This window comes from Leeuwenhoekiella parthenopeia, from assembly GCF_020782115.1.
GTDB classification, from domain to species: domain Bacteria; phylum Bacteroidota; class Bacteroidia; order Flavobacteriales; family Flavobacteriaceae; genus Leeuwenhoekiella; species Leeuwenhoekiella parthenopeia.
Map to the genome: position 1 here is coordinate 1 of NZ_JAJGMW010000033.1, position 12,571 is coordinate 12,571.

At 41.4% G+C, this 12,571-nt stretch carries 13 protein-coding genes; 4 read left to right on the forward strand and 9 right to left on the reverse strand.

What is annotated here, in order from left to right:
* Nucleotides 1-295: 295 nt before the first annotated feature.
* From LLW17_RS17590 to LLW17_RS17605, 4 genes are all read right to left on the reverse strand, one after another.
* A complete protein-coding gene (locus LLW17_RS17590; RefSeq protein ID WP_228231604.1) occupies nt 296-760 on the reverse strand; it encodes a hypothetical protein in 465 nt (154 codons plus the stop codon).
* A gap of 217 nt (nt 761-977) precedes the next feature.
* A complete protein-coding gene (locus LLW17_RS17595; RefSeq protein ID WP_228231605.1) occupies nt 978-3,497 on the reverse strand; it encodes a M14 family metallopeptidase in 2,520 nt (839 codons plus the stop codon).
* Between the two features lie 175 nt (nt 3,498-3,672).
* A complete protein-coding gene (locus LLW17_RS17600) occupies nt 3,673-4,044 on the reverse strand; it encodes a PUR family DNA/RNA-binding protein (protein WP_228231606.1) in 372 nt (123 codons plus the stop codon).
* Nucleotides 4,045-4,111: 67 nt separating this feature from the next.
* Entirely contained in the window at nt 4,112-5,869 is a 1,758-nt protein-coding gene (locus LLW17_RS17605) for an ABC transporter ATP-binding protein (RefSeq protein ID WP_228231607.1), read from the reverse strand.
* Nucleotides 5,870-6,235: 366 nt separating this feature from the next.
* Here LLW17_RS17605 and nusB point away from each other — a divergent pair, with 366 nt between their 5' ends.
* From nusB to yajC, 3 genes are all read left to right on the forward strand, one after another.
* Nucleotides 6,236-7,183 (forward strand): transcription antitermination factor NusB, encoded by a 948-nt coding sequence (gene nusB / locus LLW17_RS17610; RefSeq protein ID WP_228231608.1) that lies wholly within the window; start codon nt 6,236-6,238, stop codon nt 7,181-7,183.
* Nucleotides 7,184-7,350: 167 nt separating this feature from the next.
* Nucleotides 7,351-7,815, forward strand: coding sequence for a DUF1573 domain-containing protein (locus LLW17_RS17615; RefSeq protein ID WP_228231609.1), 465 nt, complete (start codon nt 7,351-7,353; stop codon nt 7,813-7,815).
* 9 nt (nt 7,816-7,824) lie between these two features.
* The gene (yajC, locus tag LLW17_RS17620; RefSeq protein ID WP_228231610.1) at nt 7,825-8,121 is read left to right on the forward strand and encodes a preprotein translocase subunit YajC; all 297 of its coding nucleotides are present in this window, start codon (nt 7,825-7,827) and stop codon (nt 8,119-8,121) included.
* Nucleotides 8,122-8,192: 71 nt separating this feature from the next.
* Here the strand turns inward: yajC and LLW17_RS17625 are convergent, their stop codons facing one another.
* The 5 genes from LLW17_RS17625 to LLW17_RS17645 all read right to left on the reverse strand — a co-directional run bounded on the left by LLW17_RS17625 (nt 8,193) and on the right by LLW17_RS17645 (nt 11,592).
* Entirely contained in the window at nt 8,193-9,035 is an 843-nt protein-coding gene (locus tag LLW17_RS17625; RefSeq protein WP_228231611.1) for a ferritin-like domain-containing protein, read from the reverse strand.
* Nucleotides 9,036-9,060: 25 nt separating this feature from the next.
* Nucleotides 9,061-9,795 (reverse strand): ferritin-like domain-containing protein, encoded by a 735-nt coding sequence (locus LLW17_RS17630; RefSeq protein ID WP_228231612.1) that lies wholly within the window; start codon nt 9,793-9,795, stop codon nt 9,061-9,063.
* Nucleotides 9,796-9,999: 204 nt separating this feature from the next.
* Entirely contained in the window at nt 10,000-10,608 is a 609-nt protein-coding gene (locus tag LLW17_RS17635; protein WP_228231613.1) for a M15 family metallopeptidase, read from the reverse strand.
* Between the two features lie 83 nt (nt 10,609-10,691).
* Nucleotides 10,692-10,973 carry a DUF3817 domain-containing protein gene (locus tag LLW17_RS17640; RefSeq protein ID WP_228231614.1) on the reverse strand — a complete coding sequence of 94 codons (282 nt, stop codon included), beginning with the start codon at nt 10,971-10,973 and terminating at the stop codon, nt 10,692-10,694.
* Between the two features lies 1 nt (nt 10,974).
* A complete protein-coding gene (locus LLW17_RS17645) occupies nt 10,975-11,592 on the reverse strand; it encodes a YqaA family protein (protein ID WP_228231641.1) in 618 nt (205 codons plus the stop codon).
* Between the two features lie 140 nt (nt 11,593-11,732).
* Here LLW17_RS17645 and LLW17_RS17650 point away from each other — a divergent pair, with 140 nt between their 5' ends.
* Nucleotides 11,733-12,452 (forward strand): SDR family oxidoreductase, encoded by a 720-nt coding sequence (locus tag LLW17_RS17650; protein WP_228231615.1) that lies wholly within the window; start codon nt 11,733-11,735, stop codon nt 12,450-12,452.
* Nucleotides 12,453-12,571 lie beyond the last annotated feature (119 nt).

Below are 12,571 nucleotides of genomic sequence, written 5' to 3' on the forward strand. Positions count from 1 at the left end.
CTCTTTGAGAGCTTCTAAAACCACTTTGGTCTTGAACTTGGGTGTGAATTTTCTTCGTGTCATAAAACAGTAAATTTAAAGTTATTTTGGAACTTAAATTACTGTCCTAATTTTTGGGGGATGCTCAATTTCCTCCAATTTTTTATTTCTATGTTGCACAACGGTCTCGTATAACCGTCAGTTACGGATTTAAAGTTAATAATTTTCGGTTTAGCACAGACGTTAGCAATTCCGAGTGGATTCGGACGTAGTCGAATCCGCCGTAATTGCGGTTATGCATTGTTGTAAAACGTTATTATTCAATTTCTATATTCAAAACAGGTTTTTTTAGTCTAAAATTGTCAGCTTTTATTAATTCAATTCCGACAATGCTTTCAGATGAGATATTCTGATTTTTATTTTCAATTAAATATCCGTTAACATAAATATTATTTTCCTCATTAAGTCCAAAAAATAGATTCAATTCTTTTTGAGATTTGAGTTTAAATTCGTGATTGATATTCGCAATTATAATTCCTGCACTTTTTTCATTTTCAATAAATAAGCAATTAGAACTTAATTTTCTTTCTTTAAAAACATTCATTTCCTCAATTTTGTCAGAGGATATTTTGTTCAACAAATCAATACTTCCAATTATACTGTCGTTTATTATCAAAATTGGTTTTTCAGCTTTCATTATGCTCATTCTCGAATTCTGATTTTGAGCGAAAGTTGAAGTTCCTAAAAGTATTATTAAGAAGATTGTCAATATTGATTTCATACAGTTTTTCTTTAATGTTTTACAACGTACGTATAACACAACTGGTTGTGTTATACCTGTTTTATAATTCATTTACAAACGTTTGTAAGCGTATACTATACGATTACGTTCTCGTAAATATACCCTTTCGATTTATAGGTTTTATACGGAATTCCAGATTTTCAAAATATTTTGCCGCAAACCGCAAACCGCAAACCGCAAACCGCAAACCGTTACCCTACATCGCTCCGGCAAAGAAAATGGCGTTCATAAATAACTTGCTGGTACCGTACCAGAACGCTCTAAAGTTGGTGTTGTCTGTAAACACAAGCACATCACCTCTGCCCAGGCTTTGATGTACAAAGGGGCGAGTACTTTTTAAGGCTTCAAGGTTGATATCGCTAATGTAACCGCTGGCCAAGGGTTCTTCGGTATATAAAACGGGATTTTTATAACTGGTTTCATCGGCTTCGATAAACAGGGTAGTATCTCTAAAAAGATTTATTTCACCCCGGTCATAACCAAACGCAATAGGATGGGAGCGGTCCAGTTTGGCTTTAAAAATGGCACCACCTATAACCTGTGCGCCGTTAAAATCACTGCGTTGCTCAAAGCTGATGTTGGTCGCAGGATTTTCGGTTTCTACTTCTGTAAAATCGACTAGTCCCTGACGTTTCATCCATTTTGCGGCATTTTTAAAACCGATAAGCGTACCTCCTTCACGAACCCAGCTTTTCAGTTTTTCGGCATCTTCGTCTGTAAGAGCGCTACCCCAGCTTGAGGGCATAATGATTGTTGTATACCGGTTAAGATCTGACCGGCTGAAATTGCGGGTGTCTAACTTGGTGATCGAAATGTCAAAACGCGTATCGAGCAAATGCCAGATCTCGCCGGCATCGTACAAACTGATGCCTTCACCCACTAAAAGCGCGATGTGTTGCTTTTCTAAGGATTCAAACTGCCGGCTTCCCAAATCAATACCCTGTGTAGATCCGGTTGAGACGGCATCCATTTTTACGTGTGCGTTTTTGGCCACTCCATCTAAGAAACTTTGCAATGCTTCGGCATTCAGCTTTTGATTCTGCACGGGGATCATTAAAGTCCCGTAATCATAGGTTTTTCCATTAAGCGTAAAGGGCTGCATGGCCATTTTAACCCGAATATCTTTATTGAGTATGGCGTTTAAAGCTTTTGGGGCGTAATAATCTCCCCACGGGATTAAATAGGCATAATTGCTTTGCCGCAGGGTAAGCGGTTGAGGCAATGTGATGCTATCCAGTTTTTCGCCGAGAAGACCGGCATGAGCAGTGTCACTAAAATCGAGGTTAAATGCCAGAGGAAAACTCCACGCCGAAATATCGTAAAATAAACTGTCCTGAAACGTGGTACGGGTTTCAAACATGGCTTTTAGCAAGCGGCTGTGCTTTTGCGTTTTGGGTACTAAATAGCTGCTGTTTGTACCAAATTTTTTTCCGTCAGCTTCATATTCCCGTGCCGGTTTATATACTTCGATATGGTGTCTTTTGAGCAATTTGGCCAAATGCGCGGCACGTGCAGGATCGTTTGTACTGCCAAAGATATAGGCATCCTTACCGCGCTCAGCTCTTGAATTGGCGTAAAAATCACGCTGGTAATTGAGCAGTTTGGTTCGCATAGCCTTTGCTGCCTCAAGTGTAGATAAAAAGGCGGTAAACTGATTGCGAATGGTAAATGGAAAGCTCAGCAGTCCGTTTTCAGTTTCCTGAAGGTGGCCCCGTGAACTGGCCTGTTCAAAGAGAATACCTATGCTTCCGTTAATGTCGGGGAAGGTAGATCCTTTTCCGTAGTAAAAATCATCATAATCTTCTTCGGTATAATACAGCGAACCAATTTTGTCAAAAGCTTTTGCGTGATAGGTTCCTATTTCTGCGGTTAACTCCTGATTAAGGGCAGGAGTGAGGGGATGTGTACGACTTGGGATTCCGGGTTGGAAGAAAAAAGACGAACTGCTGCCCATCTCGTGATGATCGGTCAAAATGTTGGGATGCCACTGGTGAAAGGTTTCTATACGCGCCTGCGATTCAGGTAATTCTGCCGGTAACCAGTCGCGGTTCAGGTCAAACCAATAGTGATTGGTACGGCCGCCGGGCCAGATCTCGTCATACTCTCGGTCCTGAGGATCGGCAGTTATGGTTTGGTTTTTATTGGTATTGGCCCAGTAGGAGAAGCGCTGTAAACCATCGGGATTAAACGACGGGTCAAAAAGAATAACCACATCATTAAGCAGGGATTCAATTTCGGGACCTTCGGCTGCTGCAAGGTAATAGGCTGCCAGCAGACCGGCATTAGAACCACTGGCTTCATTGCCGTGAATACTCATGCCCTGGTATACCACAACCGGCATAGTTGAAGTGTCTAAATTGGCGCCGCCTTCTTCGGTTAATGCTGCGTGACGCTCGCGTATTTCGTCTAAATTTTGCTGATTTTGGGGCGAAGTGATGGTAAGCAACAAGATAGGGCGACCTTCAAAAGTACTGCCACGACGCTCAATACGTATACGCGGTGAGGCTTCAGCCAGTCGCTGCATGTAGCCGATGAGCTGGTCATGGCTTACGTGCCATTCCCCGGGCATATAACCCAAAAGGTCCTGCGGTTTTGGTATTTCGGGATTGTAGGTAACCTGATCAGGCAGGTAATAATCGAGCGAAAGTTTTGATGTGGTGTTTTGTGCAGAAAGGGTAAATCCAATACAGAGAAAAATAACGAAAAGGTGTTTCATAATAGGGAACTTGCAGCTTGTATGCTTTTGATTAAATGCTTCGATTTTAAAGATATTGATTTATGTGCAGATACCCTACCCACAGCATTACCCGCTGATGCTCTTTTATTAAAACTGAATTTTGAGCATAAAAAAAGCCGAAGTAGTTGCGGCTTTAATAACTGGACGTAATTTTTTAAATATCTTCAAAGCTTACATCGGTGAAAGCTTTGGCAGGTTTTTCAGCAACCAGCTCAGCATCGTCATCTTTGGTATAATCACTCTGGTGACGCTCGCTAATGACCTCTTCTCCTTTTTCATCAAGAATATAACCGGTCATTTCGTTCAGGATTTCAGAAAACCCTTCAAAATCTTCTTTATACAGGTAGATTTTGTGTTTTTTGTAATGAAAGGATCCATCATCATTGGTAAACTTCTTGCTTTCGGTTATAGTTAGGTAATAATCTCCTGCACGGGTAGAACGTACGTCAAAAAAATAGGTGCGGCGCCCTGCTCTTAACACTTTAGAGAATATCTCGTCATTCCCCCTCATTTCAGTATTGCTCATATTCTTGGTTTAATTAATATGCATTACGCTGTCAAAAATGGAAAAAAATTAAATGGTGTACAAAAAATTATTCCATTTCTTTTTCCTCCAGCTGCTTGCGATACAGCTCCTGATAGTAACCTTCCTGATTCACCAGCTCCTCGTGTGTACCACGCTGAATGATCTCTCCATCTTCAAGGATAATTATCCTGTCTGCGTTTTTAGCCGAAGAAATACGGTGGCTTACCAGTACGGTGGTTTTAGTTGCCGCTATGCGTTTAATATTCTCCAGAATTTCTTCTTCAGTCTCCGTATCTACGGCTGAAAGACTATCGTCAAAGAGCAGGATCTGCGGATCTTTAATAATCGCCCTTGCGATAGATACCCGTTGTTTTTGGCCACCGCTTAACGTGATGCCGCGTTCACCCAGGACCGTATCATAGCCCTTAGAAAAGTCAATGATATTGTCGTGTACCGAAGCGTTTTTGGCAGCCTGAGTCACCTCTGCATCGGTCGCGTCTTTCTTACCAAATTTGATGTTTTCCTTGATGCTGTCGCTAAAAAGAAAGGCTTCCTGAGGTACATAACCAATGCTGCTTCTCAGGTCTTTCAGGTTAAGATCGGCTATGGGGGTTTCATCAATGAGTATAGTGCCGCTTGTAGTGTCGTATAAACGGCCTATAAGTTCTAAAATGGTAGATTTTCCGGAACCGGTTTTACCTATAATCGCAAGAGTTTCTCCTTTGTTAACCTCAAATGATATGTCTTTAAGAGCTGTAATGTTTGTGTCTTCGTAGGTAAAACTCACGTTCTTAAATGTAATCTTTCCGGTTACGGGAGTGTGAGCCTGGGTATGGTTCTTAATATCGGGTACCTCATTTAAAAACTCGTTGATCCGTTTTTGGGAAGCTTCGGCCTGCTGTACCAGAGAGGTAATCCAACCTACAGAAGCAACCGGCCAGGTGAGCATATTTACATAGATCAAAAATTCGACAATCACGCCCAGATCGGGAATGCTGCCGTCAATGTATTTTTTTCCGCCTATATAAATCACGAGCAGGTTACTCACGCCTATCAAAGCAATCATAAGCGGAAAGAAAAAGGCCTGCACTTTTGCCAAATCGAGGTTTTTATCCCTGCTGGTAATGCTGAGTTTTTCAAATCCCTCAGCGGTTTGTTTTTCAATCCCGTATGCCTTTATAACGCCAATCCCGCTAAACGATTCCTGAGTAAAGGTGCTCAGATGCGAGAGGTACTCCTGCACGATCGTGCTGCGTTTGTGTATAAGCTTGCTTAATTGATAAATCGCGACCGAGAGTACGGGCAGGGGGATAATGACATAAAGCGTAAGTTCGGGAGCGGTGTAAAACATATAGGGAACAACCGTCGCAAAAAGTATAAAAGTGGTTACCCCATACATAATGGCCGGTCCCAGATACATTCGTACTTTGCTTACGTCTTCGCTAATGCGGTTCATAAGGTCGCCGGTGCGGTTTTTCTTGTAAAAATTGAGCGAAAGGTTTTGATACTGCTCGTAAACCTCGTTTTTAAGATCGGCTTCCATATAACGGGAAACTACAATAAACATCTGCCGCATTAAGAAGGTGAAGAAGGCCGAAAGCAGCGCAGCTCCCAGAAGCAGAAGCAGGGTCATAAGGAGATCATGCCGTAATTCGCTAATCTCCCCGCCATCGCTCATATAATTCTCTACCAGGTTGATCATATCACCACTAAACTTAGGCGTAAGAATGGCAAATATGCGCGCAACCAGTACGATGAAGAACCCCAAAATGAGCTTCCATTTGTACTTTTTAAAATATTTATTGAGATGCTGTAATTCCTTCATCTGTTTAAAATTTTGTTATCCGCAGATAATCAATGCCTTAATTTTATGGTTAAGCATTTTTAGTTTTCTAATACCCATTATGGGTTGTCATAACGAGTTGTAATTGGTGGTCCTGACAGAAAATTGAAGGCTCAAGACGGCCGACAAAGATACGCGATTCAGCTTAGAAAAGCCCCGCAGGTATTTTTAAGATAAAAAAGCAGTTTTTGGGCTCAGAACTTTTAGAGATCATGTATTTTTGCAGCGTTTTTGAGCGTTCGGCCCCGGGTCTAATTTTCGTAAAGGATAATCAGGATCATCAAGGCCGCTCGCCAAACCAAGCTCTAAAATACCTTCGGGTATTAACACTTTAAGTTCATTAACGCTATGCTCAACAGGAGGCACATTCGCATTAAGGTAATGCAGGCGCTTTATGCTTTAAGTCAGGCCGAACAGCCCGATTTACAAAAAGAAGAAAAGTTTCTCAATGCCAGTACTGCCCAGATGTATGACCTGTATCTGGTTCTCGTAGATTTACTAACCGAAATTCACGCTCACGCAAAGGATATGCTCGAGCGTTCCCAGCAAAAAATTCTCGCAACAGAAGAAGACCGCAATCCCAATTTACGTTTTGTAAATAATGAGGTTCTTGTGCGTCTCGCTGAAAATGAGACTTTGGCCAAAAGTCTCAAAAAAGCCAAGCTGAAAAACTGGCGTTTGGATAACGAGTATGTCGTGCTCATCTATGATGAAGTCGTTAAGAGTGATCTGTATGAGCAGTATATGATGCAGGCTGAAACCGGTTTCAAAGAAGACCGCCAGTTTGTGATCGATATGTTTACCGAATTTGTTGCACCAAACGATAAGCTCTACGATTACCTGGAGGATTACCGCATTACCTGGCTCGATGATTTACCGGTTGTAAATACCACACTGGTAAAGCGTTTGGGTAAATTGAAACCCAACTCACCGGAAAGCACCATCCTTCCCAAATTGTATAAAGACGATGAAGATCAGGAGTTTGCCCGTGATTTATTGAGAAGAACCGCTCATAACGATGCCGAATTTGAATCTGAAATTTTAGGGAATACACCAAACTGGGATCAGGATCGTATTGCGGTTTTAGATAAAATACTTATCAAGATGGCTCTTTGTGAATTCTTGCGTTTTCCGTCAATACCGGTTAAAGTAACCATAAATGAATACCTCGAGCTTTCTAAAGAATATTCAACCCCCAAGAGCAGCATTTTTGTAAACGGGGTTTTAGACCGTTTGGTCAAAAAATATAAAAAGGAAGGCCGTTTAAATAAGGCCGGTCGTGGTCTTATGGAATAGCTTTTGCACAGATTTGAGAGGGGATTATAGAATCTCCATTAAAACAGCTACTTGGGGTCAAACCCGGGGCGTTGTTTGAAATTTAGTTTTAAGCAAAGCTTGAAGGTGTTATACCTTTGGCGTTGCCAATAAAATTGTATTTTTGAACTTTTAAAAATTTGATGAATATGAAAAAAGTATTTTTTATTGCAGGTATAGTTGCTGCAATGGCATTTACAGGCTGTAAAGACAATGCGTCTGATAAAGTTAAAGGTGAAAACGTAGAAATGGCTGCAACTCGCGATGAGAATGCAACGGTTTTTCCGATTTTAGAATTTGAAGAAACGGCTTATGATTTTGGTAATATCGCCAGAGGTACCGAAGTGGAACACGTATTCAAATTTAAAAACACCGGGAAAGCTCCTTTAGTTATCGTAGATGCTACGAGCACCTGTGGTTGTACAGTACCTAGTTTTCCTGAAGAACCCGTTCAGCCTGGTGAGACCGGAGAACTTTTGGTAAAATATAACGGTAGTGGCCTTAATGCAGTTACTAAGGTTGTAACTGTTAAATCGAATACTGAAAAAGGTACTGAAACTGTAAAAATAACCGCTTTTGTGCAGCCTACTGAAGGACCTGCAGCACAAGGATAATCCCCTACAATGGAACAAATAACCAGTTTTTTACCTATTCTTTTGATGATTGCTGTGGTGTATCTGTTTATGATTCGCCCACAAATGAAGCGTCAAAAGGAAGAAAAGAAGTTTTCTGAAGCCTTAAAACGTGGAGATCGTGTGATTACTAAAAGCGGTCTGCACGGTAAAATTTTGGAGCTTAATGATGATAGCGTTTTGCTTGATGCAGGCGCCGGGAAGATGCGTTTTGAGCGTTCTGCCCTGTCATTAGAGCTTTCTAAAAAGCTCAATGAGCCTGAAAAGACAGAAAAGGAGAAGAAATAAGAATTTTCAATAAACTAAAAAACCCGATGTCTTAAAACATCGGGTTTTTTTATTACGATCAGCGACCAGTATTAACTTACTATAAACAGGCTTGCTATTGTTGAAGCAGTTTCTCCATTCATAGGCTCGTCATAAGCCTGGGTGGAAGCATCTAAAGAGAAAGGATTACCAGATCCCAGCGTGGTTACGTCAATTCCACCTTGGGTTGTATTCTGTTCGCCTTCATATACTAAAGCTACTCCTTCATTTGCCGCCTGAACACCTAAATCGGGTATTCCTGTAATGTTACGGGTAATCCATCCTTCTAGGCCTCTAAGTCTTCTGATTTCAGAAGCATGGCGCGCTTCAACCGAGTGTATTTGTAGAGCTGCAGTAAGCAGGTTACCCTGACCAATAAGATTTGCGGCCTGACCTTTATACGCCCGAACGCCCGTGTCTTCAAAAGCCTGAGCCAAAATAAGGAGTTGTGTATAGGCGGTATCAACAGATGTTGACGTATCTTCCATAAAAGGATCAAAATTTCCACCCGCTGTAAAATCGAAGGTAGGTTTATCTATCGCGGCACTGCCTAAGGCCTGTTTTAAAAAGGCTACGTGGGCATCTTCGTGTTGTGAGATTTGCTCGTAAATTGCACGTGCTTTGGCATTACTGCTTAGCACACCGCTTTCAAGCGCTTTCATATAAAACTCGGCTTCCAGATATTCTAAAGTAAGTGCCAGATTAAATATTGCGGGGACATCGCCTACCTCCTGAGCCTGAGCTTTATTACCGGCGGTAGCCAGACCAAATGGAACGGCGAGCATCGCTGCTTTTTTACTAATGTTTCCCAGTTGGCCAAACATCTCGCGTCTGGATGACATAGGAGCCTGTAGTTTTTCAGTTGTGAATTCGTCTAAAAATTTTATGATATTCATGATGATTTTCTTTAAAGGTTAGTACTTACGATCCCATTGGGTCTGAGTATGTAAACGGAGTTTTGATAAACGGTCCTGCATTTTCAAATACTTTGGCAGGTGTGTATGCCACATCCAGACCGGTATCTTCAGTAACAATATCATCTCCGGCAAACGCCTTAAAGTCTGAATCTCCATTAATAAGCGAGCGAATAGCGGCTGCGTGCCGGGCTTCGACAGAAACAATTTTGCCGGCAAGAGTAAGGTATGCGGGTGTTTTTATATAAATACCGGCCCCGTTGTAGGCACCTACACCAGTATCTTCTAATGCCTGTGCAGTTTGAAGAACTGAAATTCGGCTACTGAAGTCTACACTGCTGAAATCAAATTCAAGATTAGCAGGTAAGCGCTGAGACGAGTTGGTCACAATTGCATCAATTGCTGCCTTAAACCAGTCTCTGTGATTGACTTCGTGATTGTATAAATCTTCAAGGATGGCTTTTTCTTCGGCATTTGCACCGGCCCAGTAAGACCCATCCAGTACATTGGTATAAAATGCAGCTTCCAATTGTTCCAGGGCGAAAGCGTAGTTGAGTACGCCGGTATCTCCTGATCCCAGATCAAAAACGCCGCCCAACTGTTTCATCCCGTCGTCATCATTGTCGCAGGAAGCAAGTAAAAGACCGGTTCCGGCGAGGGCGAGGCCGCTCACTTTTAAAAAGTTTCTGCGATTTCTAGCCACACTTTGTGCTGTGGCGTCGATTGATTTTTTCTTTCCCATAATGTTTAGTTTTTGGTTATCTGCTAATACATACGGGAGAAAGCGGGTTGCGGATTTTTAAATTAAGATTTTAACAGTATATTGGCTTCGTGGATAATTTTTTTACAATGTTAAACGAGCTTTTTTGAAAATAATTTAAAGAAAAGAGGAAAAGACAGGAGCTTTAAAATCAGGGCTTAGACGCGTTAATTGTTGATTACAAGCCTATTCGCATTCAAAATCAAAATTGATGATTTCAAAACTATAATTCTTTTTGTAATTGAAATGCCACCATTCGGTACGTATGGTTTCAAAACCAAAACGTATCATACCTTCCTGAAGCAATTTTCGGTTTTCGAGCACTTTTTTAGGTAAATCGGTATTATCAATATGCGCCTCACGGCCGAAGAAATCGTGATCTGTACCCATATCTACCGGAGTGCCGTCTAATTTTTCTAAGCTGATGTCAACTGCTGCACCGCGATTATGTACAGAACCGGTGGTATAGGGATTGGCAACATACTGCGCATTTGGGTATACCGCCCACATCTTTTTTTGCGCACTTACCGGCCGGTAGCAGTCAAAAAGTACAATGCGATAGCCCTTTTCGCAGAAATAGTGATTGGCTTCCTTGAGTGCCGCTGCAACTTCCGGTCTCAAATAACAGGCAGCACAATCGTAAAATGCTTCTTTCAGAAAATTGTTGGTGCTTGCATACCTGATGTCGTAGGTAAAGCCGTCTTTAAGAGTATCTAACTTTACCAGTGGAGCCTTTTCGCTTTGCGCATTAGCGAAAAAAACACCGCATATAAAAATGAGAGTAAGGTATTTCATGTCTGGTATTATTTGAGAACTAAAGTCTTTACGCCGTATTTCAATACAGCTAATTAGGTTTGAAAATACAAAAAAGGAAGAGGTTATTTAGAAGGCTCAAGATATTTGCGTTCCATCCAGAACGTACCGAAAGGGATTATAGAACACGCCAAAACGATCAATAGGGTTTTAGTATTCCACTTTAATTCAGATTTGACCAGAAAAGCCATAACCACGTAAGCAAGAAATAAAAAGCCGTGGGCCATACCTATGATTTGATTGGGCTGTCCCTCATCAAAAATATATTTAAGCGGCATGGTTACAAAAAGTATGAGGAGGAAGGATATACCCTCCAGAATTGCGATCCATTTAAAAGATTGTATCATTTTAGACCATATTAAAAATAGCAGCACCGTACACTGCAAAGCGAACAAAACGCAGCAAACCAAATAGTAAGTAACTCGTAAACGGGTATTTGATCATACCGGCAGCCAGACTGCTTACTGCAAAGGGTACGGGCAGTGTTGCGCCTACAATAATTAAAAATCCTCCCCATTTACGTGCATTTTTAAGATGCTTTGCCATCTTAACCTCCAGGTAATCGTGAACAGCAGGTATGCGGGTTGCGGCTCTTCCGGTAAAATAACTTACGATACCACCGGCATAGGAAAGCACGGCTATAAGAGACAGGTAAAGAATGGGATCGGGCATTTTATCGCTCCACGCAATAAAAATTTCGGGTGGTATGAGTCCAAGAATACTTTCTGAAATAAAAAATACCGTAAGCACCCAAAAAGGAGGGAAGGTATTAGTCATTTTAATCAGCAGGTCATTGATGTCAATAACAAAATAATGAATGCCCAGAAGGATTGCGACAAAAACCAGCAACGGAGTAATAGCCTTTTTGAGACTTCCTGCGAGAAAGCTGTAAAAACCGGTATACTTATAATATTGGTGCAGCAGCTTTAAGCGTGATTTTTTTTCGGTTTTGCGCTGTTGGGACATGGTAATTTTTTTGCAAATATATCCTATGCTTTCGCGGCTTACAAAGATGTGCACTACAATCTGTATCAAAACAGAAAGAATTGGGAAAACTTTAAAAGTTCGGGTTTTAACATCCGCGGTAATACCCTTAATTTTAACATATGGATAAATTTAAAGATAAGGTTGCCCTCATAACCGGGGGAACCAAAGGAATAGGTAGAGGCATCGCAGAGGCCCTATTAGAACTGGGAATGAATGTGGCAATAACCAGTCGCAATCTCACTTCTGCTGAAAAAGCTGCTACCGAATTAAACAAAAAAGGAAAAGGTAAGGCCATTGGTGTGAAAGCTGATGTGCGTAAAATGGACAGTCAGTTTCAGGCAGTTGATACGGTTCTAAAAGAGTTCGGCCAGCTGGATGTACTGGTTGCCAACGCAGGATTGGGCCATTTTGCCGGAATTTCGGATATGACCGTAGACCAATGGCAAGAAACCATAGATACAAATCTTACCGGTGTTTTTTACAGCGTAAAAGCCGCATTAACCGAACTGAAGAAATCTAAAGGTTATATTTTCACCATTTCGAGTCTGGCAGGTACCAATTTCTTTGCTGGAGGAGCGGCGTATAATGCCAGTAAATTTGGGGTTACCGGATTTACGCAGGCCGTTATGCTCGATCTGAGACAGGACGATATTAAGGTTTCTACAATAATGCCGGGTTCTGTAGCTACCCATTTTAATGGTAACGAACCTTCAAAAGAGGATGCGTGGAAGATACAAAGTGAAGACATTGGTGAGCTTATTGTAGATCTGCTCAAAATGAATCCGCGTACCCTGCCAAGTAAAATCGAGGTGCGACCTTCAAAACCACCAAAGAATTAAACTACTGTAATGCCTGATTTGGCCCATTACCTTCAGGGTACACTGTACTTTTAGAAAATTATATAGCTTATCAGGTAAATTAGTATCAAACAAAAAGACCGTCTGTTTATCAGACGGTC